This is a genomic window from Luteibacter sp. 9135 (assembly GCF_000745005.1).
GTDB lineage: Bacteria > Pseudomonadota > Gammaproteobacteria > Xanthomonadales > Rhodanobacteraceae > Luteibacter.
Genome location: NZ_JQNB01000001.1, coordinates 4,140,580 through 4,162,903 on the forward strand (window position 1 = coordinate 4,140,580; position 22,324 = coordinate 4,162,903).

Consider the following 22,324-nt stretch of genomic DNA (forward strand, 5'->3'; position numbering starts at 1 on the left):
TTATGGGGGACCGCGCGCGGAAACGCAAGTCCCCGTTTGTGAAAGGAATCAGTCGAGGGCGAGGTTATCGATCAGGCGCGTGCCGCCCAGGCGGGCGGCGACCAGGGCGACCAGGCCCTCGCGTTGCTCCGGCGCCGGCTCGGCCAGGTCGTCGGCGCGCCGGATGGCCACGTAGTCGGGCACGAAGCCGGCCCGTTCCAGACGCGCACTGGCGGCCTGCTCCAGCGCCTGCCAGCTGTGCCCCTGGGCGAACAGGTCCTTCATCTGGACCAGGGTGGCGTGGATCTGCGGCGCCCGTGCCCGCTCCTGCGGCGACAGGTACTGGTTGCGCGAACTCAAGGCCAGGCCATCGTCGTCGCGCAGCGTGGGTGCGGCCATGACCTTCACCGACAACGAGAGGTCGGCGACCATGCGCTCGATCACCTTCAGCTGCTGGAAATCCTTCTGGCCGAACACCGCCAGGTCGGGCTGGACCAGGCTGAACAGCTTGGCCACCACCGTCGCCACGCCGTCGAAATGCCCTGGGCGATGCGCACCTTCCAGCGTATCGGTGATGACCGGCACATGGATGCTCACGCTGGCGCCCGCACCGAACGGATAGAGCGTCGATACATCCGGCGCGAACAGCACATCGCAGCCCGCCTCGGCCAGGCCGGCCTGGTCCTGGGCGAGCGTGCGCGGATAGCGCTCGAAATCCTCGCCCGGTCCGAACTGGGTCGGGTTGACGAACACGCTGGCGACGACGCGGTCGGCACGGGCGCGCGCCAGCTTCAGCAGCGAGTGATGGCCCGCGTGGAGATTGCCCATGGTGGGCACGAAGCCGACGTTCTGGCCGGCGGAGCGCCAGCCGCGTACGGTGGCGCGGAGCGCGGCGGCATCGGTAACGGTCTGCATCGGGTGTCCTCAGGTAAAGCTGTGTTCGGCGCCGGGAAAGCGCCCTTCGCGCACGTCGGCGACGTAGGCGGCGATGGCTCCCTGGATGGAATCGCGTCCGGCAAGAAAATCCTTGGAAAACTTGGGCCGTTTGCCTGGCGTGAGGCCGAGCAGGTCGTACACCACCAGCACCTGGCCGTCGCAATCCACCCCCGCACCGATGCCGATAACCGGAATAGTCAGCGCCTCGGTGATCCGCTTCGCCAGCGCCGACGGTACGCATTCCAGCACCAGCAGGTCGGCACCGGCGGCTTCCACCGCCTGCGCGTCGGCCAGCAGCTTGTCGGCGGCTTCCCGGGTCTTGCCCTGCACCTTGTAGCCACCGAAGCGGTTGACCGACTGGGGCGTGAGGCCGAGATGGCTGCACACGGGGATATCGCGTTCCGCCAGTGCCGAGATGATGGCACAGACCCTACCGGCCCCTTCGATCTTGACCATGGCCGCACCGCCCTGCCCGACCAGCCGCGCGGCGGCATCCATCGCGGTGTCGATGTCGCGATCGCTCATGAAGGGAAGGTCGGCGACCAGCAGCGTCGCAGCCAGTCCGCGGGCAGCGGCGGCCGTGTGGTAAACCATCTCGTCGACGGTCACCGGCAGCGTGCTGGAGCGCCCCTGCACCACCATGCCCAGCGAATCGCCCACGAGGGCCACATCCACCCCGGCGCTTTCAAGCTGCGCGGCGAAGCTGGCATCGTAGGCCGTGAGCATCACGATCTTCCGACCTTCGGCTTTCATCGCCTTCAGGCCCGGCACGGTCACCGGCTTGCGTGCCGGCGCACTCGTTTTTTCGACGTACACGCTGTTCTCGTCTTGCCGCGGGAAAGGTGGGATTGTCCGCCCAGGCGGTGCGAAGTCAAGGAACCGCCCGTGGAAGGGCGCGACACCCCGAGGCATCGACGGCCTCGAGCAAATCGGACACGCGGCCCAGCCCGGGCAGTACGGACTCGGATGCGATATCCGCCAGCGGCAGCAGGACGAAGGCCCGCTCCGCCATGCGTGGGTGGGGCACGGTCAGTCGATCGTCGGCGATCGTGGCATCACCGAACGCCAGCAGGTCCAGATCCAGGGTGCGCGGGCCCCATCGCTCGCCCTGGCGCACGCGGCCGAAGGCCTCTTCGACCGAAAGCAGCGTGTCCAGCAAGGCATGGGGCGTGAGCGTCGTCGAGACGGAGATCGCCGCGTTGATGAAGTGCGGCTGGTCCAGTTGTCCCCACGGCGGCGTGCTGAACAACCGCGAACGCCTGGTGACGCGCAGGCCAGGCGCCGCGTCCAGTGCAGCGATGGCGGCGTGCAGCCGGGTGCGGACGTCGCCGAGGTTGCCGCCCAGGCCGATGAAGGCCGTGGCGCTCACGCGTCGCCCGAGCCACCCTTGCCGCGCCCGGTGGGCTTGCGCCGCCGACGACGCTTGCGGGCCGGTGCGCCCGACGACGCGGCGGGTTCGTGCGCCGGCACGCCACCGCCACCCAGGGCCGCGGCGAGCATTTCCGGCGGAAGTTGCTGGGCGTGCGCCCACCACTCACCGAGTTCGCGCATGCCCTCGGATTCATAGGCACGCAGGAGCAGGAAATCGAAGGCCGCACGGAAGCGCGGATGCGACATCAGGCGGAACACCCGCTTGCGATGGATCTGCTCGAAACGCGGCTGCAACGACCAGATTTCTTCCATGGTGAGCGTAAAACGACGCGGGATGGCCACGCGCTGGCATTGCTCGCCGACCACGCGCACGGCGGCATGCTGCCAGGCTTCGTTGGCGTCGTAGCCCTGCGCGATCCAGCCATGGGCCTGGTCGCGCACCTCGCCCCACAACAACACGGCATAAAGGAAGGCGGGGGTAACCGATTTTCCCTCGGCGATGCGGGCGTCGGTATTGGCCAGCCCCTGCTCGACCAGCGAACGCAAGGCGTTGTCGCCCCGCTCCAGCGCGCGCGCCGTGGCCGGGAACAGGAACTTCAGCAGACCGCAGCCCTCGAGCATCTTGAAGCTCTTCAGGCCGTGGCCGCCCAGGAACATCTTCAGCGATTCGTCGAACAGGCGCGCCGGCGCGGCTTCGGTCAGCAGGTTGCCCAGCGTGGCGAATGGCGCGGCGGCGGCGGCGTCGATGGTGAAGTCGAGTTTGGCGGCCAGGCGGGCGGCCCGCAGCATGCGGACCGGATCCTCCCGGTAGCGCAACTCGGGGTCGCCGATCAGGCGCATGCTGCGATCGTCCAGGTCCTGCATGCCGCCGACGAAATCGCGCACGCTGAAATCGGCGATGTCGTAATACAGCGCATTGACCCGGAAATCGCGCCGGATGGCGTCTTCCTCGATCGTGCCCCAGATGTTGTCGCGAACGATCCGGCCGTCGACGATATGACGATCGCCCTCGCCGCCCTCCTCGCCCGTACCGCGGAACGTGGCTACCTCGATGATCTCGGGGCCGAACACGACATGGGCCAGGCGGAAGCGTCGGCCGATCAGGCGGCAGTTGCGAAACAGCCCCTTGACCTCGTCGGGCGTGGCGTCGGTGGCCACGTCGAAGTCCTTGGGGTGGCCGCCCAGCAGCAGGTCGCGCACGGCGCCGCCGACCAGGAACGCCGCGAAGCCCGCGTCGTGGAGTCGGTAAAGCACGCGCAGGGCGGCCTTGCTGATGTTCTTGCGGGAAATGGCGTGCTGGTCGCGCGGAATGACGCGAAGCTTCGGCACGACCTCATTCCTGGTTTCGGGATTCAAGCGGTCTTGGTCCTGGCGAACGCGTCCGCGTCCGAGCAAGTGGCTGCCCCCACCGGCAACCGGTGTCGGGATGAATGGGTCAAATGTAACGAATTAGACCCCGTCCGACGAGCGGGCTAGAAAATCGTTGCCGACAGCCGGAATTTGGCTATACTAGCGCGCTTCGTACCCCGAGTACGACCCGCTCCCTTCGTCTAGTGGTCTAGGACACGGCCCTCTCAAGGCTGGAACACGAGTTCGAACCTCGTAGGGAGCACCACTTTTCCTTTTTCGGTGCTCAACCCGTCCGCATGACCTTTGTCGTTACCGACAACTGCATCAAGTGCAAGTACACGGACTGCGTCGAAGTGTGCCCGGTGGATGCGTTCCACGAGGGCCCGAACTTCCTGGTCATCAATCCGGACGAGTGCATCGACTGCACCCTCTGCGAGCCGGAATGCCCGATCAACGCCATCTATCCCGAGGACGATGTCCCCGCGGGCCAGGAGGCGTTCGTCAAGCTCAATGCCGAACTCGCGAAAGAGTGGAAGGTGATCACCGAGCGCAAGGACGGCCTCCCCGACGCCAAGGACTGGGAAGGCAAGCCGGGCAAGATCGATCTGATCGAACGCTGAGCCTCCCCGTTGCGGACGATCAATGCGTTGTGCTCGTGGAACGACGCGACTCCTGAATGAAAAACGCCGCCTCGAGGGCGGCGTTTTCGTTGGCGCGCAACGTGCGGTTACTTGCTGCCCATCCGCGACTTCAGCGAGTCGACCACACGGCGAACGCCACCGGCATCGCCCTGTGCACGTACTTCGCTGCCCGAACCGCTTGGCGTGACCGCCAGCACGACGGTGTGGACACCGCCCTGTGCCGAGGCCGGGGCATCCTGCCCGTCGGCCTGTTTGCCGCCGCCGAACATCCGCTTGAACAGGCCCGGGCGGTTTTCCGGGGCGCTGGTGGTGGCGGCGATCTGGTAGGTGTGGTTGGCGTCGTCGTGGCCGACCACCTTGCCCAGGTCGCCCACGCTCAGCAGCTCGCCGATGCGACGGTAGGCGGCGTCCGGTGCATCCGTGAGGATGAAGCCGTCCGATACCGGGGCATTGATGGCCGCGGCCTTGGCATCGGCTGCACCCGAGCCGACGTCCGGCACGACCAGCGCCGCGCTCGTCGACGGCGTATCCAGGCCCGGCGGGATTTCGAGCGGGGCCTCCTGCTGGGCTTTCTGCCATTCCTTGGTGGAGCGGAACGCGCCGCAACCGGACACGAGCAGGGCGGACAGGAGCAGTGCCGGGACGACCAGCGCGTACGAGGTTTTCTTCATGAACTAAGGTTCCGTTGAATGGGATGCTTCAGGCGGCAGACGCCAATGGTGCCAGAGCGGAGAGTGTTTCGCGCAGCTTTGCCCGATCCGGGCCGGATTCGAGCTCGACCAGCGGCAACCGGAGCGCCGCGGAACCGAGCCCCAGCGCGCTCAGCCCCGCCTTGACCGGGATGGGATTCGGCGCGCAGTTCAGCGCGTCGATGAGCGGCGCCAGGCGGGCGACTTCGCGTGCGGTGCGGGTGGCATCGCCCGAGCGGGCGGCGTCGCAGAACGCGCGGAAAGCCTCCGGCACCAGGTTGGCCACGACCGAGATCGTTCCCGCGGCGCCCGCCAGCATGGCCTGGTGGGCCGAACCGTCGTCGCCGCTGAGGTAGACGAAATCCGCGCGGATAAGTTCCGCCAGCGCCTTGATGCGCTGCGTATCGCCCACGGCTTCTTTGATGCCGACGATGCCGGGGTGGTCGCGCAGTTGCGCCACGGTCTCCGGCGCGATGTCGCAGCCGGTACGGGACGGCACGTTGTAGAGGATGACGGGAAGGCCGCCTTCGTCGGCCACCGCAAGGAAATGCCGACGGAGGCCTTCCTGGGTGGGACGCACGTAGAACGGCGCCACGACCAGCGCGGCGTCCGCGCCCAGCGCTTTCGCCCGACGCGTGGTGGCGACGGTGCGGGCGGTGCCGGCCTCGCCCGTGCCGGCGATGACCGGGATGCGATGGTCCACGTGCTTCACGGCGAACGCCAGCAGGCGCTCGAACTCGTCGTGCTCGAGGAAATGCGCCTCACCCGTGGAGCCCGCCACCACCACGCCCTGCGTGCCACCGGCGATCTGCTGGTCCAGCAGGCGGCCGAAGGCATCCAGATCGAGGGAACCGTCCGCGGCGAAGGGGGTGGCCAGCGCGGTGATGCTTCCAGAGATATCCAAGGTGGAACCCGTTGAGTAATCAGCCGTTCCCATGTTACCGGGGCGTTTCCGGGTAGTCCATTCGGCCGATCGGGCGGCGATCCCGCGCGGGTGTCTTGCTAGCGTGCGACGGGGGCAAGTAAGCTGGCGCCGAAGCGATGGTCCCGCCCCCGCGGGACGCGCCATGGGTACCCAAGCCTTTGAATCGTTCCGCAGCACGCACCACCACTACCGACAACCAGCTTCTCATCTCGACGCTGTCGCCGGCGCACCGCGCGCCGATCCTCGCGCTGGCCAAGCGCATCGCGGATTCCGGCTGCAACCTGGCCGACGCCCGCGTCTCCACCATCGGCAACGACACCTCGGTCATGCTGTTGGCATCGGGCGCCTGGGATGCCGTGGCCAAGCTGGAAACCTCGCTCGGCAAGCTGGCCCGCGACGAAGAACTGCAGATCGTCCACTACCGCACCACGCCGCGCGAGCCCACGTCGCACCTGCTTCCCTACCTGGTCGAGGTGATCGCCGCCGATCGTCCGGGCATCCTGGTCAAGATCATCGAATTCTTCTCCCGGCGCGACATCAGCGTCGAGCAGCTGTCGTCCATGCGCTACCAGGCCATGCAGACGGGCGCGGAGATGTTCCAGGCCCAGATCACCATCGGCATTCCGTCCGAAACCCACATCGCCGCCTTGCGCGACGATTTCCTCGAGTTGTGCGATGGCCTCAACCTCGACGCCATCATGGACCCCGTGAAGTTCTGAGCCCAAGGATCGCCCCCCGCGCATGACCGGAAAGACCACGAAGCTTCCGAAACTCGAAGGTACCCTCGGCGACGGCTCCTCGCTGTCACTGGCCGCGCTGAAGGGAAAATGGGTGGTGGTGTTCTTCTATCCCAAGGACAGCACCCCGGGCTGCACCACCGAGGCGAAGGATTTCCGCGACCTCTACGCGCAGTTCCAGGAGCGCAACGCCGAGGTCGTCGGCGTGTCGCGCGATTCCGTGCGCTCGCACGCCAACTTCGCCGCCAAGCAGTCCCTGCCCTTCCCGCTCGTCTCCGATCCCGACGAAACCTGGTGCCAGGCGTTCGACGTCATCCACGAGAAAGTGCTCTACGGCAAGCGCTACCTGGGCGTGGTGCGCAGCACTTTCCTGATCGATCCCCACGGCAAGGTCGCCGCCGAGTGGCGCGGGGTGAAGGTCCCCGGCCATGCGCAGGCCGTGCTAGAGCGTGTTCCCACCGCGTGACGGATTCCGCGTCATGCGGCTCCCACCCCCGGCCGTCGCCGTGCGGCCGGTCTTCGCAACCTCCACATGAGGTGACTTCCGTATGACCGGAAGCAAGCGCATCTACGCCCTCGACACCAACGTGCTGTTGCACGATCCGACCTCGCTGTTCCGCTTCGAGGAACACGACGTCTTCATACCGATGACGGTGCTGGAGGAACTGGACGAAAAGAAGAAAGGCGGCTCCGAGGTCTCGCGCAACGGCCGGCAGGTCAGCCGGTTCATCAACGAGCTGATCGAGCGCGGTGGCGGCGAAGGCATCCGCGGCGGCATCGAGTTGACCAACCCGCAGGGCGTCAAGCTGAAACGCGGCGCGGTGGGCAGGCTGTTCTTCCAGCAGCGTGCCGGCCACGGCAACGGCAAGGCGGACAACCAGATCCTGGCGGCGGTGATCGACCTGCGCGACCAGTACCCCGACCGACAGGTCATCCTGGTCAGCAAGGACATCAACCTCCGGATCAAGGCGTCGATCTACGGCATCGATGCGGAAGACTACGAGAACGACCGCGCGCTGGACGATTTCGCCCTGCTGTTCACCGGCTCCGATGCACTTCCCGAGGATTTCTGGAGCCGGCATCCGGAACTGCGCTCGTGGAACGAGCGGGGCCGCACGTTCTACGAGGTGAGCGTACGCGAGGACGAGCCCTGGTACGCCAACGAATGCCTCTACATGCCGGGCGAGAACGATGTCGAGCTGCGCGTGCTCGAGATCACCGGCGACGAGGAGGATCGCAAGGCCAAGCTGGTGCTACTGGACGACCACACCCACGCCGCGCACGGCGTGTGGGGCATCGCGGCACGCAACCGCGAGCAGAACTTCGCGCTCAACCTGCTGATGGACCCGGACGTCGACTTCGTCACGCTGCTGGGCACCGCCGGCACGGGCAAGACGTTGCTTGCGCTTGCCGCCGGCCTGGCCCAGGTGATGGACCAGCAGCGTTACCGCGAGATCATCATGACCCGCGCCACGGTATCGGTCGGCGAGGACATCGGTTTCCTGCCCGGCACGGAAGAAGAAAAGATGACGCCGTGGATGGGCGCGCTCACCGACAACCTCGAAGTGCTCGCCAATCCCGAGGAAGGCGGCTCGTGGGGACGCCAGGCCACCAACGACCTGCTGGCCTCCCGCGTGAAGATCCGCTCGCTCAACTTCATGCGCGGCCGTACCTTCCTCAGCCGCTACCTCATCATCGACGAGGCGCAGAACCTCACGCCGAAGCAGATGAAGACGCTGATCACCCGTGCCGGCCCCGGCACCAAGATCGTCTGCCTGGGCAACGTGGAGCAGATCGACACGCCCTACCTCACCGAAACCACCTCCGGCCTCACCTACGCCGTGGACCGTTTCAAGATGTGGGCCCATTCCGGGCACATCACCCTGAAACGCGGCGAGCGCTCCAGACTCGCCGACTTCGCCTCCGAGGCTTTATAGGGAACTCATAAGGAAATGTAGGAGCGAGCCTGCTCGCGAAGCAACCTGGCCCCGGTCCCTCCAAGACCGGGCCGGGCACCTCCCTATGGAAACCGCTTCCGGATACGTTCCCCAGCCCGGCTATCATCAGCCCCATGCCCCCCCGCCCCACCGTCCGCCCCAACACCCTCACCATCGCCGGCTCCGATGCCGGCGGCGGCGCCGGCCTCCAGGCCGACCTGAAAACCTTCCACGCGCGCGGCACGCACGGGCTCACCGCGGTCACCGCCGTCACCTCGCAGAACACGCGCGGCGTCACCGCCGTGCACACGGTGCCCGTGGCCCATGTGCGCAGCCAGCTGGATGCACTGTTCGACGACTTCCCCATCGCCGCGGTCAAGACCGGCATGCTCGGTAGCGCCGCGATCACCCGACTCGTGGCGACGCAAATGCAGCGCCGGCAACCTGCGTGGCTGGTGGTCGATCCGGTGATGCGAGCTACCAGCGGACGGCACCTGCTGGACGAGGACGCGCTGGAGGCACTGGTCACCTGCCTTGTCCCGCTGGCCGACGTGCTCACGCCGAACCTTCCCGAAGCCGAGGTGCTGCTCGGCAGGCCGCTCGGGCGCGACCTGGACGCCGCCGGTGCCGACCTGCTCGCCCTGGGCGCCCGTGGCGTGCTGCTCAAGGGTGGCCACGGCAAAGGGCGGGAACTGGTCGATCGCTACTACGACGCCCGTGGCGTCATCGAACTGCGCCACCCGCACCTGCCGATCGAAGGCCACGGCAGCGGCTGTACCCTGGCCGCCGCCGTCACGGCCGCACTGGCCCGGGGCAAATCGCCGCGCACCGCCGTCCGTGAGGCCATCGCATGGACGAACGGGGCGTTCCGGCGCGCCTGGAAACCCGCAAACGGCGAGGTCCACGTGCTCGGCCATTGACGGGGGAGTATCCTAGACGCGTTGATACGGGCCGCCTCGGCCGCATGTATCGCTCGTCCACGTCGAGTCGCCACACATGAATTTCCTCGGACCCCGCTTCATCGTCCTGTATGTCCTGATCCTGTTCACCCTGTGCGTGCTGCGGGTGCACCTGCGCGGTCGTTCGCGCCTGCGCTTCGATCGCCAGCTGGTCGATCACTCCGCCATCTTCGCCCCGTACAACCTGCTGATGTACGCGTTCTCCGCTGTGCCGGCCCGCCCCATCCTGGACCGCAGCGGCTTCCCGCAGCTCGATCTGTTGCAGACCAACTGGCAGGCGATCCGCGCCGAAGCGATGCATCTGTTCGACGAGGGCTTCATCCGCTCCGCGGAGAAACACAACGACGCCTCGTTCAACTCCTTCTTCAAGCAAGGCTGGAAGCGCTTCTACCTCAAGTGGTACGGCGAGCCGCTGACCTCCGCTGAAACGCTTTGCCCCGAAACGGTGAAGCTGCTCAACGCGATCCCCAGCGTCAAGGCCGCGATGTTCGCCCTGCTCCCACCCGGCAGCAAGCTCAACCCGCATCGCGACCCCTTCGCCGGCTCGCTGCGCTATCACCTCGGCCTGATCACGCCCAACTCCGACGAGTGCCGCATCTTCGTCGACGGCGAGATGCACGCCTGGCGCGACGGCAAGGATGTCGTCTTCGACGAAACCTACGTGCACTGGGCGGAAAACCGCACCGACCAGACCCGCGTCATCCTGTTCGCCGATGTCGAGCGCCCCCTGAAGAGCGGCGTGATGACGGCGATCAACAAGCGCGTCGGCGCATTCATGGGCTCCATCACCGCCTCGCCCAACAGCGACGACGGCAACGAACAGGTCGGCTTCGTCAACCGTATGTTCGCCCTCAACAAGCGCGGCCGCGAGCGCACCCGCCGCTTCAAGAAAGCCAACCCGAAGCTGTTCCGGCTGGTCAAGTACGTCGGCATCGTGTTGGCAATCTGGCTGATCTTCCTGGCGCCCTACCCGTTCTATCGCGGCTGATCCGTCGCTGACGGCGGACCCTCTTTGACATCGCACCACATCGGCGACGGCCGCCGCCTCCCCGAACAATCCATCTGGGTCCGCCGTGTCGGCTCGCGCGATCGCCAGGCCCAGCCGTGGTACGTCCACGACGGCCTGGAGTTCGCCCTCAAGGTCATCACCGGCCGCGCCTTCGGCCCACAGAACGGCCACCTGCTACCTAGCCAGCGCGCACGGAATACAAGGAAGTGGCAAGCATGGTGCGTCGAACGCTATCCGGCGCAGGCAGATGCGTGCCACGGTAAAACGGACATGTAGCACGAGGTACGTGCAAGGTGCTGGAGCAGCCGCAAGCACCAACCCGCCCAGCGCCCAGCGACCTGCACTCGCCCACACACAACCTCAGTCGGTGGAAGAGCCGGCGGGTGCCACCCTCGTGGCCGGTAGCCGCAGGCGAGGGATTCGCACAGATAAGGCCCGAAGGGGGCCGGCCAGGACGGCCGGCCGTTCTCGCGAGACAGGGACGTCGAGTCGAGAACCCCTGTGCGAAGCCCGACCCGGGCCCGAAGGGCAATAGATATACGGCCGCGGTAGCGGCCTTTCCCTAGCGGGTCGCCGCAGGCGTGGCCGCGAGGGTGGCACCCGCCGGCTCTTGCTCCACAGCCCAAGGCTCAACGCGACGGGACGCCGAAGGCGAGCCCTACCCATCCGAAAAAAAAGCCAAAAAAAACCTCGCGAATTCTCGCGAGGTTTTTCAACAACGAACGAACCTTACGCCGTAGCGCGAATACGCTCGACGATCGCATCGCCAAAGGTATCCGTCGTACCCGTACCACCGACATCCGGCGTCGTGCGATCACGGGCATCCATCACATCGCGGATGGCACTGCGCAGACGCGTGGCCTTCGCGACCATGTCCAGGTGATCCAGCATGTCCGCCGCGGCAAGCAGCAACGCACACGGGTTGGCCTTCTTCTGGCCCGCGATGTCCGGTGCCGAACCGTGAACCGCCTCGAAGATGGCCGCGTCCTTGCCGATGTTCGCGCCCGGCGCGAGGCCCAGGCCACCGACCAGACCGGCGCACAGATCCGACAGGATGTCGCCGAAGAGGTTGGTGGTGACGATCACGTCGAACTGGTACGGGTTCATCACCAGCTGCATGCAGGCGTTGTCCACGATCATCTCGTTGAACTCGATGTCCGTGTAATCCTTGGCCACTTCACGCGCCACCGTCAGGAACAGGCCCGACGAGGTCTTCATGATGTTGGCCTTGTGCACCGCCGTGACCTTCTTGCGGCCCTTCTGGCGAGCCATCTCGAACGCATAGCGGCAGATGCGCTGCATGCCCGGACGGGTGTTGCGGATCATCGACACGGCCACTTCGTTGTCGCCTTCGCCCGTCTGCGTCTGGCCTTCGGCGAGGTACGCGCCTTCGGTGTTCTCGCGCACGGTGATGATGTCGATGTTTTCGAAGCGCGCCTTGGTGCCCGGGAAGCTGATCGCCGGACGCACGTTGGAGTACAGGTCGAACTTGCGACGCAGGGTCACGTTGATCGAGGTGAAGCCGCCGCCGATCGGGGTGGTCAGCGGACCCTTCAGGGCGACCTTGTGCTTGGCGATGGTGTCGATCGTGGCCTGCGGCAGCAGGTCGCCGTGCTTTTCGAGCGCGACCACGCCGGCGTCCACATACTCGTAGGACAGGCCACAGTCGAGGGCGTCGAGGACACGGATGGTCGCGTCCATGATCTCGGGGCCGATGCCGTCGCCGGGAATCACGGCAATCGTCTTGCTCATGGGAGTACTCCTGAAGGTGTGTCGCATGACGCGTGCCGAAGCGCACGCGTGGGGAGAAAAATCGTCCAATTATCGGCGATCCTGCCCTCTTCCTTCAAGGATGGCGCCCCGGCAGGGCGCCATGGTCGATCAGGCGGCGGGATGGTCCGCGCAGGCGGCCGCATCCGTGGCCGGTTCGCCCTCGAGCGAGTCGAGGAAATCCACGGCGCGACGCAGGTGGGGAATGACGATCGAGCCGCCCACCACAAGGCCCACGCTGAACACCTCGAAGAACTCGTCGCGGTTCACCCCCGCCTCCTTGCACTGGGCCACGTGGTAGCTGATGCAATCGTCGCAGCGCAGCACCATGGAGGCGACCAGGCCAAGCATTTCCTTGGTCTTGACGTCCAGCGCGCCTGCCCGGTAGGTCTGGGTGTCCAGGGCGAAAAAGCGGCGCACCACCTGGTTGTCCTCGCCAAGGATGCGCTCGTTCATCCGCTGGCGGAACGCGGTGAATTCCTCGACGCGCTTATCGGCCATCAGTGCGCCGCCCCGAGGATCTCGGCCAGCCGGCCGCTGCGGTCGGCCGCGGCCAGGTCGTCGAACCCGCCCACATGGGTGCCGTTGATGAAGATCTGCGGCACCGTGCGGCGGCCGCCGCTCTTCTCCAGCATGAGGTCGCGCTGGGCCGGGTCCGTGTCGATGCGCACCTCGTTCCAGACCAGGCCCTTGGCCTTGAGGAGATTCTTGGCGGCCACGCAGTAGGGGCACACCGCGGTGGAATAGATGGTGATGTCGGGGGTGGACACGGGAGGGGAACTCCAAGCCGGGATGAGGGTGAAAAATGGCGATCCGGCGGCTATTTTACAAGGCAATCGTTCGCCACCGGGTGATGGTATCGTCCTCCCACCTATGCGTATCCCACGTCTTCGCCTGCCCCTGATCGTCGCCGCCGCGCTCGCCACGTTCGCCGCCGGTGCCCAGGACAACGTCCGCCTGCCCGACCTGGGCAGCTCGGCCAATGCGCTGATCAGCCCGCGGGAGGCCGACGAATACGGGGCGATGATGCTGCGCCAGATGCATGCACTCGACCTGACGCTGGACGATGCCCTGCTGGACCAGTACATCAACGACCTGGGCTATCGCCTGGTGGCGGCGAGCGACCGGCCCAAGGACCACTTCCAGTTCTTCATCGTCCGCGACCCCCAGATCAACGCCTTCGCCGCGCCCGGTGGCTACATCGGCGTCAATGCCGGCCTGATCAACATCACGCAGAACGAGAGCGAACTGGCCGGCGTCATGGCCCACGAGATCGGCCACATCACCCAGAACCACCTCTACCGCGCCTTCGAGGACTCCAAGAAGAACGCGCCGCTGATGGCCCTGGTGCTGCTGGGCGCCATCGCAGCGGGTGCCGGCGGCGGCATGGGCGATGCGGCACCGGCCGTACTGATGGGCGGCCAGGGCCTGCTGATGCAGCGGCAGATCAACTTCACCCGCAAGGACGAGGTGGAAGCCGACCGGGTGGGCATCCAGACCCTATCCCGTGCCGGCTACGATCCCGAGGCCATGGGCGACTTCTTCGGCCGCATGCAGGACACGCTGCGCGTGGGCCAGGGCGAAGAAGCCCTGCCCGCACTCTTGCAGACCCATCCGGTCACCCTGGCGCGCATCAGCGAGGCCAAGGCGCGCGCCCGCACCCTGGAGGAGGCCCAGGCCAACCGGCCGCGCCAGCCGACGCTGGACAAGGCCACCTGGGAAAAGAGCACGGCGCCCGTACTCTTCGTGAAAGACCCGACCACGCTGATCTCGCCCTCGGGCAAGGTGGCCCGGGACGGCGTCGACGACACCTACGCGCTGATGCGCGAGCGCGTGCGCGTGCTCTCGGGCGATGCACGCCAGCTGGCGCCGTATTACGCGACCAACCTGAAGCGGAAGGATTTCGACACCGCGGCCAACCGCTACGGCTACGCCCTCTGCCTGCTGCGTATCGGCCAGGGCGCGCAGGCCGCCGCCGAGTTGCAGCCCTTGCTGGCCAAAGCGCCATCCAGCGTCGTGCTGCGCCTGGGCCTGGCCGACGCCTACGAGAACGCGGGCCGCCACGGCGACGCCATGGCGATCTACAAGGCCCTGCACGACAACTCGCCGCGTAACCGCGCGGTGGCCCTGGGTTACGCCCGTGCCCTCACCGGCACCGGACGGGTCGAGGACGCCCGCATCGCCACCGCCATGCTCCGGCCGATGCTGGACGACAGCGAGGACCCGGACATCTACCGCACCTTCGCACGGGCCAGCGAGCTGTCAGGCGACGGCGTCCGGGCCGCGGAAGCGTATGCCGACAGCGCCTACCTCTCCGGCCGGCCGTTCGACGCCATGGAGCAGCTGAAACGGCTGCTGGGTCGCAACGACCTGGATTATTACCAGCGATCGCGCGTCCAGGCGCGCATCGCGGACCTCACCCCGCTGCTGCTGGAGCTGCGCAAACGGCGCATTACAACAGACGACAACCCCGACGGCCGTAGCCAGTGGGCCGGGTCTCGTACCTTGCTGAGAAACGGAATGTGACCGTTGTCATTCCCGTGTAACACTGCAAGGCTGCAATATGACGGTCACAGCCACCGAGCGGCCCACGCGTGCATAAGCGCATTCTCATCGTAGAAGACGAAGCTTCGATCCGCGACATGGTCGCGTTCGCACTTCGCAAGGCGGGTATGGACGCGGCTCACGCCGCGGACGCCCGCGCCGCACAGATGGCCATTTCCGAGCGGGTTCCGGACCTGATCCTGCTCGACTGGATGCTGCCCGGCACCAGCGGACTGGAACTGGCCCGGCGCCTGCGACGGGAAGAACTGTCACGGGAAATCCCGATCATCATGCTCACCGCCCGCGGCGAGGAGATGGATCGGGTCAACGGCCTGGAAGCCGGGGTGGACGACTACGTCATCAAGCCCTTCTCCACCCGTGAACTCATCGCCCGCATCAAGGCGGTCCTGCGCCGCAGCCAGGGCGACGACGGCTCAGGCGTGGTCGAGCTGGGCGGCCTGCGCATCGACGGACCCGCCCACCGCGTGTTCGCCGGCGAGGAGGCCGTGCCCATCGGCCCGACCGAGTACCGGCTGCTGTTCTTCTTCATGACGCATCCGGAGCGGGTCTACTCCCGCGCCCAGTTGCTGGACCATGTCTGGGGTGGCAGCGTCTACGTCGAGGAACGCACCGTGGATGTGCATATCCGGCGCCTGCGCAAGACGCTGGAGCCGTGGAAACTCGACGACATGGTGCAAACGGTGCGCGGCGCCGGCTATCGCTTCTCCGCCAGCACCTAGGTTTGCGCGGGCGGGCACGCTATGGTCCGAGCATCTGAACGACCACCGGCCGTACCCGTCATGTCACACCGTTTCCTTTATTCCTGGCGCCTTCCCGCCGGTTGCGCGGCCCTACTCGTTCTGGGCGGCGTGGCCGGCTGGCTGGTGCACGCGCCCCTGGTCGGTGTGACCGTGGTCGCGCTGGGGCAAATCGTCGTGCTGTTGTCTCTGTTCCGTCACAACACACGGCCAATGTTGCCTTCGACCGCCACGCACGCCCCCGAGTATGACCGTCTCATGACCCGCACCCGCCGAATCGCCTCCCGCCTGCGTGACCTGCGCAGCGCCGCGGGAACCCTGCCCGATGCGGTGGTCCTGTTGGACCACTCGCACCACGTGCGCTGGTTCAACCATGCGGCGGAGGAACTGCTCGGGCTGAAACAGGCGCGTGACCGTGGCCGGGTGCTGGCCGACCTGATGCGCAACACCGACCTGTCCGAATGGCTGGCCGACGGCGCGCGCGAACCGCTCAACGACGTAACCGCCCCCGGGCATCCGAACCGTCACGTGACCGCCACGCTGCTGCCCTTCGGGAGCCGCCAGCGCCTGTTGCTGGCACGCGACACCAGCCACCTCACCCGGCTGGAACAGATCCGGCGGGATTTCGTGGCCAACGTGTCGCATGAGTTGCGCACCCCGCTGACGGTGATCCACGGCTACCTGGAACTGCTCGACCCCGAAGACGTGCCTGAGCTTGCCCCGGTCCTGGACGAGATGCGCGCGCAGTCCAAGCGGATGGGCCAGATCGTGGAAGACCTGCTCACGCTGTCGCGGCTGGAAACCCAGGAACACGTCGCCGACGAGCCCGTGGCGATGGCACCCCTGCTGGCCAGCCTGCGCAAGGAGGCCGAGGCGCTGAGCCAGGGTCGCCATACCGTGTCGCTGGACGTGGCCACGGGGCACGACCTGATGGGCTCGCCGAAGGACCTGCACAGCGCGTTTTCCAACCTGGTCAGCAACGCGGTGCGTTACACCCCCACGGGCGGCAAGATCGTCATCCGCTGGGCCGCGGTTGAGGAAGGGGCGCGATTCTCGGTGCAGGATTCCGGCTTCGGCATTCCCGCCTCGCATATCGCCCGGCTGACCGAGCGGTTCTATCGCGTATCGTCCAGCCGCTCGCGCGACTCCGGCGGCACCGGCCTGGGCCTGTCCATCGTCAAGCACGTGCTGAACCTGCACCAGGCACGGCTGGTGATCGAGAGCGAACCCGGCAAGGGCTCCACCTTCGCCTGTGTCTTCGGCAGCGAACGCCTGGCCGATGCGGCCCGGCTACACGAAGCCGCCGGCCTGCACGGCTGATTCGTGGCCGGCACGCGACGGCGGGTTGCTGCGACGCCGCTTTCCGGCATGATCGTCCATGCGCCACCATCGGACGTCATGAAAGGACCAGCGGAACGAATGAGCGAACCCGTCGACCTCGGTCACCCCGACCTCTACATCAACCGTGAACTGGCGGCGCTGGAATTCAACTTCCGTGTACTGGCGCAGGCCCGCGATCCCGATGTCCCGGCGCTGGAGCGCCTGCGCTACCTGACCATCGTCAGCAACAACCTCGACGAATACTTCGAGGTGCGCGTGGCCGTGCTCAAGCACAAGCATGCCCTGGGCGCGGCGTTACCGGGAGCCGACGGGCTGTCTTCGGCGGAGGTCCTCAGTCGTATCCGCCAGCGCACGCTGGAACTGGTGGGCGAGCTCTACATCATCTGGCACGAGGAACTGCTGCCCACGCTGGAACGGGAGGGCATCCGTTTCCTGACCCGCGAAGCGTGGAGCGATCGCCAGCGCCGCTGGCTGCAGGGCTATTTCCAGAACGAGATCATGCCGGTGCTGTCGCCGCTGGGCCTCGATCCGGCCCACCCGTTCCCGCGTATCCTCAACAAGACGCTCAACCTCGCCGTGGTGCTCGAAGGCCGCGACGCGTTCGGTCGCGAGGGCCACATGGCGCTGGTCCGCGCGCCGCGCTCGCTGCCGCGCATCATCCACGTACCCGGCGAAGTGGACGGCAACGACGGCGACTTCGTGTTCCTGGCCGAAGTGCTGCAGGCGTTCGCGGACGAGATCTTCCCCGGCTTCCGCGTCTGCGCGGCCTACCAGTTCCGCGTCACCCGCAACAGCGAACTGGTGGTGGAGGAAGCCGAGGTGGAGAACCTCGCCCGCGCGCTGAGCGAGGAGCTGGTCGGCCGTGGCTACGCGCGCCCGGTGCGCCTGGAAGTGGGTGCGGACTGCCCGCGTGCGATCACCGAGATGCTGGTGGCCAACTTCCAGCTGGAAGACGCCGACGTCTACCGCTGCGACGGCCCGGTCAACATCATCCGCTCGGGCCTGATCTACGACCAGGTGGACCGCCCGGACCTGAAATTCCCGCGGTTCACACCCCGCCTTTCCCCGGCGTTCGGCAAGGGCGTCAACGAATTCGACGTGCTGGGCGCGCGCGACGTGCTGCTGCACCACCCGTACGAATCCTTCGTCTCCGTGATCGAGCTGCTGCGCCGCGCGTCGACGGACCCGGGCGTGCTGGCGATCAAGCAGACCCTCTACCGCGCGGGCAAGGATTCCCCGCTGGTCGATCTGTTGGTGGAAGCGGCGCGTAACGGCAAGGACGTCACGGTGGTGATCGAGTTGCGCGCCCGGTTCGACGAGGAAGCCAACATCGGCCTGGCCACGCGCCTGCAGGAGGCCGGCGTGCAGGTGGTCTACGGCGTGGTCGGCTACAAGACCCACGCCAAGATGCTGCTGATCGTGCGTCGCGAAGCCGGCGGGCTGCGCCGCTACGTGCACCTGTCCACGGGCAACTACCACCAGGGCAACAGCCGAGGCTACACCGACATCGGCCTGATGACCTCCAACGCGGATATCGGCGAGGACATCCACAAGGTGTTCCAGCAGCTGTCCGGCCTGGGCCCGATGATCCAGCTGAAGCGCCTGCTGCATTCGCCGTTCACCCTCTACAGCAGCGTGATGGGCAAGATCGAACGCGAGATCGAGCACGCGCGAAACGGCCGACCCGCGCGCATCGTCGCCAAGCTCAATGCGCTCAACGAGGCGCACGTGGTGGAAGCCCTCTACCGCGCCTCCATGGCCGGCGTCAGCATCGACCTGATCATTCGTGGCGCCTGCACCCTTCGCCCGGGCATCCCGGGCGTGTCGGACAACATCCGCGTGCGCTCGATCATCGGCCGCTTCCTCGAGCACAGCCGCGTCTACTGGTTCGGCAACGACGGCGCGCCGGAACTGTACTGCGCCAGCGCCGACTGGATGGAGCGCAACCTGATGCGCCGCATCGAGGTGGCCGTGCCGATCCTCGATACGGAACTGGCCGCCCGGGTCTACGGCGAAACCCTGGAAAACTACCTGCGCGACAACACGCAGGCATGGCTGCTGGGCGCGGATGGCCGCTACACGCGCAACCAGCCCGCCATGGGCGAGGCACCGCACAGCGCACAGCAGGCGCTGCTCTCGGCGTATTGCGGGTGACCCGTCGCGTCCTGTTCCTGTCGGTCTCCGCCGGCGCCGGGCATGTGCGTGCCGCGGAGGCACTGGAGGCCACGGTGGCGGCGCTGGCCGCTGAAGGCCACGACGTGGAGGCGAAGCACCTGGACGTGATGCACTACGTGCCCGCCACGTTCCGGCGCATCTATGCCGACTTCTACCTCAGCCTGATCACGCGCTATCCGCGGCTGTGGGGCATGCTCTATCGCATCACCGACGACACCCATCCGGATGCCGTGACCGCGCGCATGCGGCGCACCATCGAGCGCCTGAACACGCGGCGCCTGCGCACGGCGATCACCGCGTTCGCGCCGGATGCCATCGTCTGCACGCATTTCCTGCCGGCCGAGATGCTGGCCCGGCAGATCCGCAAGGGCCGCATCGCTACCCCGGTGTGGCTGCAGGTCACCGACTTCGACCTGCACCGCCTGTGGGTGGTGCACGGCATGGCCGGTTACTTCGCGGCCAGTCCGGAGATCGCCCACCGCATGCGAGCCGTGGGCCTGCCGGCCGACCGCGTCCATGCCACCGGCATCCCGCTGATGCCGGCCTTTGCCGGTCCACACGATCGCCAGGCACTGGCCGCCGGCTTCGGCCTGGATCCGTCGCGCCCCAGCTTCCTCGTGATGGGCGGCGGCGCCGGGGTGGGCGAACTGGATCAGTTGGCCGACACGCTGCTGGCCGCCGGCGGCGACTTCCAGCTGGTGGTGCTCGCGGGACGCAATGCCGCCATGCTGGAGCGACTACGCGCCCTGGCCGCGACGCGACATGCAGGCCGCCTGTTCCCCCTGGGCTTCACGCGTCGTGTCGACGAGGTCATGGCCTGCTGCGACCTGGCCATCACCAAGCCGGGCGGCCTGACCGCCTCGGAGTGCCTGGCGATGGGCCTGCCCATGATCGTCAACGCCCCCATACCGGGCCAGGAAGAACGCAATGCCGACTACCTGCTGGAACAGGGCGCCGCGTGGAAGGCGATCGACGCCGTGGCCCTGGCCTGGCGCGTCGACGTGCTGCGCGACGCACCCGATCTGCTTGCCACCATGGCCTCCCGCGCCCGTGCCATCGGGCGGCCCCATGCGGCACGCGACGTGATCGCCCGAGTGCTCGACCTGCGGGGCACCGCATGATCCATGCCCCGGGACGACGCGCGCTGGCGGTGCTCGCCACCGCAGCCTTCACCCTGCTGCTGGCCTTCCTGTTCGCGCATGTGGAGATCGAGATCGAGGGCGCGCATGGCTGGGCGACCAGCCTGCCCACCTGGCGGATCGAACACCACTGGCTGCTCGACCTGTTCTGGGGCGGTCGCGCCATGACCGGCTACCACGCCTACGTGTTTCCGTTCATCGCGCTGTTTTTCCATTTCCCGATGGTGTTCCAGGGCTACTGGAGCTGGCGCGCGCAGGTACGGACGATCGCCTGCATCATGCTGTTCTGGGTCGTGGAAGACGGCCTGTGGTTCGTGCTGAACCCCGCCTTCGGGCTGGCGCGTTTCGACCCCGTCGACGTGCCCTGGCATCGCCACTGGTGGGGCCCGGCGCCCGCCGATTACTGGGTGTTCGGCTTCCTGTGCGTCGTGCTTTTCGTGCTGTCCGCGCTGCCCAAACCGCAGCGTGCGCCTACCCCACGCTGACGGACCGTGCCAGAATCCGTCGATACGTTGCTGCGGACATCCCTTTTGGCATCTACAGGCAAATCGCAGATCAACGACGGTGAATTCCTCGCCGCGGTCGATCTGGGCTCCAACAGCTTCCATATGGTGGTGGCCCGCTACGAGCACGGCGAGCCCCGCGTGATCGACCGCCTGCGCGACTCGGTGCGCATGGCGATCGGCCTGCGACCGGACGGCACGCTGGACGCCGGCCATCGCGCCGCGGCGCTGGCCAGCCTGGCGCGGTTCGGCCAGCGCATCGCCGGCATTCCCGCCCTGCACGTCCGCGCGGTGGCGACCAACACCGTACGCCGGCTGGCCTCCCCGCATGCCTTCCTGTCCGCGGCGGAAGCGGCGCTGGGGCATCCGGTCGAGATCGTGTCGGGCCGCGAGGAAGGCCGCCTGATCTTCCTCGGTGCCGCCCACGACCTGCCGGCCTCGCGTGACCATCGCCTGGTGATCGACATCGGCGGCGGCAGCACGGAGTTCATCATCGGCCGCGGCACGTCGCCGCTGCTAACGGAAAGCGTGCAGGTGGGCTGCATCGCCAGCACCCTGCGGTTCTTCCCGGGCGGCAAGATCACCCGCAAGCGCTGGCTCCGCGCGCGCCGCGAGATCGGCGTGCTGCTGCAGCAGTTCTCCGAGGATTACCGGGAAGCCGGCTGGGCGGATGCCTACGGCTCCTCGGGCACCTCCAAGGCCATCGGCGCCGTGGTCCGCGCGATGAAGCTCTCCGACGACGGCATCACCCCGGAAGCGTTGGCCGCGGTGCGCGAGGCCCTGATCGAGCAGGGTGCGTCCGGCGGCGCGCTCAAGCTGCCGGGGCTGCCCGAGGATCGCGCCGAAGTCTTCGCCGGTGGCGTCGCCATCTACGAGGCCGCCTTCGAGGCGCTGGGCATCGAACGCCTGCGCGTGTCGGAAAGCTCGATGCGCGAAGGCCTGCTGTGGGACCTGATCGGCCGCTCGGCCGGCACCGACCCGCGCATGGCCAGCATCGACGCGCTGGCCGCACGCTACGGCGTGGACCGCGCGCAGTCACGGCGCGTCGAGACTACGGCGCTGGGCCTGTTCGACCAGCTGGCCAAGGTGTGGAAACTGGACGACGACGGCCGCGAGTGGCTGTCGTGGGCCGCGCGCGTGCACGAACTGGGTCTTGCCATCGCGCACAGCCAGCACCAGCGACACGGCGCCTATATCCTGCGCCATGCTGACTTGGCGGGTTTCTCGCGCCAGGAGCAACAGCTGCTGGCGGCGATCGTCGAATCGCATCGACGCAAGCCGGAAAAATCCGTCATCGCTGCGCTTCCCGTGCGTTACCGCATGCTGGCCCGGCATATCACCGCCATCCTGCGCCTGGGCGTGCTGTTCCGTCGTGCGCGCCGTGCCGAGGCGCTGCCACGCATCCGTGCCGTCGCCACGCGCCAGCGCCTGCGCCTCACCCTGCCCGCCGACTGGCTGGACCAGCACCCGCTGACCGAGGCCGACCTCGACCAGGAGCGCGAACCGCTGGCCGAGCTGGGCCTGGAGCTGGAAATCGTGACCGAATGAGCGCAATCGCCCC

At 67.3% G+C, this 22,324-nt stretch carries 23 protein-coding genes and 1 tRNA gene; 15 read left to right on the forward strand and 9 right to left on the reverse strand.

The features are described 5' to 3' along the window. Positions 1-48: 48 nt before the first annotated feature. From panC to pcnB, 4 genes are read right to left on the reverse strand one after another with little or no spacing between them, the layout of a single operon-like run. The gene (panC, locus tag FA89_RS17485; protein ID WP_036142725.1) at positions 49-894 is read right to left on the reverse strand and encodes a pantoate--beta-alanine ligase; all 846 of its coding nucleotides are present in this window, start codon (positions 892-894) and stop codon (positions 49-51) included. A gap of 9 nt (positions 895-903) precedes the next feature. Beyond that, the gene (panB, locus tag FA89_RS17490) at positions 904-1,731 is read right to left on the reverse strand and encodes a 3-methyl-2-oxobutanoate hydroxymethyltransferase (protein WP_036142728.1); all 828 of its coding nucleotides are present in this window, start codon (positions 1,729-1,731) and stop codon (positions 904-906) included. Between the two features lie 55 nt (positions 1,732-1,786). Beyond that, positions 1,787-2,284: a 2-amino-4-hydroxy-6-hydroxymethyldihydropteridine diphosphokinase gene (gene folK, locus FA89_RS17495; protein ID WP_036142730.1), complete on the reverse strand. Its 498-nt coding sequence runs from the start codon at positions 2,282-2,284 to the stop codon at positions 1,787-1,789. After that, on the reverse strand, positions 2,281-3,615 hold the full coding sequence (gene pcnB, locus FA89_RS17500; protein ID WP_369927973.1) for a polynucleotide adenylyltransferase PcnB: 1,335 nt from the start codon (positions 3,613-3,615) through the stop codon (positions 2,281-2,283). The genes folK and pcnB overlap by 4 nt, the downstream gene beginning before the upstream one ends. Positions 3,616-3,825: 210 nt before the next feature. Between pcnB and FA89_RS17505 the strand changes: the two genes are divergently transcribed. Both FA89_RS17505 and fdxA read left to right on the forward strand, forming a co-directional pair. Further along, a tRNA-Glu gene (locus FA89_RS17505) sits at positions 3,826-3,901 on the forward strand. 31 nt (positions 3,902-3,932) lie between these two features. Continuing rightward, a complete protein-coding gene (gene fdxA / locus FA89_RS17510) occupies positions 3,933-4,256 on the forward strand; it encodes a ferredoxin FdxA (RefSeq protein ID WP_036144742.1) in 324 nt (107 codons plus the stop codon). A 107-nt stretch (positions 4,257-4,363) separates the two neighbouring features. Here fdxA and FA89_RS17515 read toward each other — a convergent pair whose 3' ends face one another. Both FA89_RS17515 and dapA read right to left on the reverse strand, forming a co-directional pair. Continuing rightward, positions 4,364-4,948 (reverse strand): hypothetical protein, encoded by a 585-nt coding sequence (locus FA89_RS17515; protein WP_036142735.1) that lies wholly within the window; start codon positions 4,946-4,948, stop codon positions 4,364-4,366. Positions 4,949-4,976: 28 nt separating this feature from the next. Then, the gene (dapA, locus tag FA89_RS17520; protein WP_036142738.1) at positions 4,977-5,870 is read right to left on the reverse strand and encodes a 4-hydroxy-tetrahydrodipicolinate synthase; all 894 of its coding nucleotides are present in this window, start codon (positions 5,868-5,870) and stop codon (positions 4,977-4,979) included. 137 nt (positions 5,871-6,007) lie between these two features. On the opposite strand from dapA, the gene FA89_RS17525 reads away from it, so the two are divergent. The 6 genes from FA89_RS17525 to FA89_RS17550 all read left to right on the forward strand — a co-directional run bounded on the left by FA89_RS17525 (position 6,008) and on the right by FA89_RS17550 (position 10,809). Further along, entirely contained in the window at positions 6,008-6,610 is a 603-nt protein-coding gene (locus tag FA89_RS17525; RefSeq protein WP_036142741.1) for a glycine cleavage system protein R, read from the forward strand. A gap of 22 nt (positions 6,611-6,632) precedes the next feature. Continuing rightward, a complete protein-coding gene (locus FA89_RS17530; protein ID WP_036142744.1) occupies positions 6,633-7,094 on the forward strand; it encodes a peroxiredoxin in 462 nt (153 codons plus the stop codon). Between the two features lie 82 nt (positions 7,095-7,176). Beyond that, positions 7,177-8,565: a PhoH family protein gene (locus FA89_RS17535; protein ID WP_036142747.1), complete on the forward strand. Its 1,389-nt coding sequence runs from the start codon at positions 7,177-7,179 to the stop codon at positions 8,563-8,565. Between the two features lie 134 nt (positions 8,566-8,699). Continuing rightward, the gene (gene thiD, locus FA89_RS17540) at positions 8,700-9,485 is read left to right on the forward strand and encodes a bifunctional hydroxymethylpyrimidine kinase/phosphomethylpyrimidine kinase (protein WP_036142749.1); all 786 of its coding nucleotides are present in this window, start codon (positions 8,700-8,702) and stop codon (positions 9,483-9,485) included. A gap of 76 nt (positions 9,486-9,561) precedes the next feature. Next, positions 9,562-10,512, forward strand: coding sequence for an aspartyl/asparaginyl beta-hydroxylase domain-containing protein (locus FA89_RS17545; protein WP_036142751.1), 951 nt, complete (start codon positions 9,562-9,564; stop codon positions 10,510-10,512). Between the two features lie 24 nt (positions 10,513-10,536). Next, positions 10,537-10,809 (forward strand): hypothetical protein, encoded by a 273-nt coding sequence (locus FA89_RS17550; protein ID WP_036142754.1) that lies wholly within the window; start codon positions 10,537-10,539, stop codon positions 10,807-10,809. A gap of 453 nt (positions 10,810-11,262) precedes the next feature. On the opposite strand, the gene FA89_RS17555 is transcribed toward FA89_RS17550, so the two are convergent. The 3 genes from FA89_RS17555 to grxC all read right to left on the reverse strand — a co-directional run bounded on the left by FA89_RS17555 (position 11,263) and on the right by grxC (position 13,073). Beyond that, positions 11,263-12,285 carry an isocitrate dehydrogenase gene (locus FA89_RS17555; protein ID WP_036142756.1) on the reverse strand — a complete coding sequence of 341 codons (1,023 nt, stop codon included), beginning with the start codon at positions 12,283-12,285 and terminating at the stop codon, positions 11,263-11,265. A 129-nt stretch (positions 12,286-12,414) separates the two neighbouring features. Next, positions 12,415-12,804: a carboxymuconolactone decarboxylase family protein gene (locus tag FA89_RS17560; RefSeq protein ID WP_036142760.1), complete on the reverse strand. Its 390-nt coding sequence runs from the start codon at positions 12,802-12,804 to the stop codon at positions 12,415-12,417. Then, positions 12,804-13,073, reverse strand: coding sequence for a glutaredoxin 3 (gene grxC / locus FA89_RS17565; RefSeq protein WP_036142762.1), 270 nt, complete (start codon positions 13,071-13,073; stop codon positions 12,804-12,806). The genes FA89_RS17560 and grxC overlap by 1 nt, the downstream gene beginning before the upstream one ends. Before the next feature lie 103 nt (positions 13,074-13,176). On the opposite strand from grxC, the gene FA89_RS17570 reads away from it, so the two are divergent. The 7 genes from FA89_RS17570 to FA89_RS17600 all read left to right on the forward strand — a co-directional run bounded on the left by FA89_RS17570 (position 13,177) and on the right by FA89_RS17600 (position 22,311). Further along, complete coding sequence (locus FA89_RS17570) at positions 13,177-14,829, forward strand: M48 family metalloprotease (RefSeq protein ID WP_051938918.1); 1,653 nt, start codon at positions 13,177-13,179, stop codon at positions 14,827-14,829. A 68-nt stretch (positions 14,830-14,897) separates the two neighbouring features. Beyond that, positions 14,898-15,587, forward strand: coding sequence for a phosphate regulon transcriptional regulator PhoB (gene phoB, locus FA89_RS17575; RefSeq protein ID WP_036142766.1), 690 nt, complete (start codon positions 14,898-14,900; stop codon positions 15,585-15,587). Between the two features lie 60 nt (positions 15,588-15,647). Further along, a complete protein-coding gene (phoR, locus tag FA89_RS17580) occupies positions 15,648-16,925 on the forward strand; it encodes a phosphate regulon sensor histidine kinase PhoR (RefSeq protein WP_036142768.1) in 1,278 nt (425 codons plus the stop codon). Between the two features lie 78 nt (positions 16,926-17,003). After that, the gene (gene ppk1, locus FA89_RS17585; RefSeq protein ID WP_081916930.1) at positions 17,004-19,100 is read left to right on the forward strand and encodes a polyphosphate kinase 1; all 2,097 of its coding nucleotides are present in this window, start codon (positions 17,004-17,006) and stop codon (positions 19,098-19,100) included. Then, positions 19,097-20,242: an MGDG synthase family glycosyltransferase gene (locus tag FA89_RS17590; protein WP_240003925.1), complete on the forward strand. Its 1,146-nt coding sequence runs from the start codon at positions 19,097-19,099 to the stop codon at positions 20,240-20,242. The genes ppk1 and FA89_RS17590 overlap by 4 nt, the downstream gene beginning before the upstream one ends. Next, positions 20,239-20,745 carry a hypothetical protein gene (locus FA89_RS17595; protein ID WP_036142774.1) on the forward strand — a complete coding sequence of 169 codons (507 nt, stop codon included), beginning with the start codon at positions 20,239-20,241 and terminating at the stop codon, positions 20,743-20,745. Before FA89_RS17590 ends, FA89_RS17595 begins: the two co-directional genes overlap by 4 nt. 45 nt (positions 20,746-20,790) lie before the next feature. Next, positions 20,791-22,311 (forward strand): Ppx/GppA phosphatase family protein, encoded by a 1,521-nt coding sequence (locus FA89_RS17600; protein WP_036142777.1) that lies wholly within the window; start codon positions 20,791-20,793, stop codon positions 22,309-22,311. The last annotated feature ends 13 nt before the right edge of the window (positions 22,312-22,324 follow it).

Coding starts and splice junctions, on each gene's coding strand:
- FA89_RS17570 (WP_051938918.1), top strand. CDS start 13,177: ATGCGTATCCCACGTCTTCGCCTGCCCCTGATCGTCGCCGCCGCGCTC.
- FA89_RS17530 (WP_036142744.1), top strand. CDS start 6,633: ATGACCGGAAAGACCACGAAGCTTCCGAAACTCGAAGGTACCCTCGGC.
- fdxA (WP_036144742.1), top strand. CDS start 3,933: ATGACCTTTGTCGTTACCGACAACTGCATCAAGTGCAAGTACACGGAC.
- FA89_RS17515 (WP_036142735.1), bottom strand. CDS start 4,948: ATGAAGAAAACCTCGTACGCGCTGGTCGTCCCGGCACTGCTCCTGTCC.
- thiD (WP_036142749.1), top strand. CDS start 8,700: ATGCCCCCCCGCCCCACCGTCCGCCCCAACACCCTCACCATCGCCGGC.
- FA89_RS17545 (WP_036142751.1), top strand. CDS start 9,562: ATGAATTTCCTCGGACCCCGCTTCATCGTCCTGTATGTCCTGATCCTG.
- FA89_RS17525 (WP_036142741.1), top strand. CDS start 6,008: ATGGTCCCGCCCCCGCGGGACGCGCCATGGGTACCCAAGCCTTTGAAT.
- FA89_RS17535 (WP_036142747.1), top strand. CDS start 7,177: ATGACCGGAAGCAAGCGCATCTACGCCCTCGACACCAACGTGCTGTTG.
- FA89_RS17560 (WP_036142760.1), bottom strand. CDS start 12,804: ATGGCCGATAAGCGCGTCGAGGAATTCACCGCGTTCCGCCAGCGGATG.
- panC (WP_036142725.1), bottom strand. CDS start 894: ATGCAGACCGTTACCGATGCCGCCGCGCTCCGCGCCACCGTACGCGGC.
- FA89_RS17595 (WP_036142774.1), top strand. CDS start 20,239: ATGATCCATGCCCCGGGACGACGCGCGCTGGCGGTGCTCGCCACCGCA.
- FA89_RS17555 (WP_036142756.1), bottom strand. CDS start 12,285: ATGAGCAAGACGATTGCCGTGATTCCCGGCGACGGCATCGGCCCCGAG.
- ppk1 (WP_081916930.1), top strand. CDS start 17,004: ATGAAAGGACCAGCGGAACGAATGAGCGAACCCGTCGACCTCGGTCAC.
- phoR (WP_036142768.1), top strand. CDS start 15,648: ATGTCACACCGTTTCCTTTATTCCTGGCGCCTTCCCGCCGGTTGCGCG.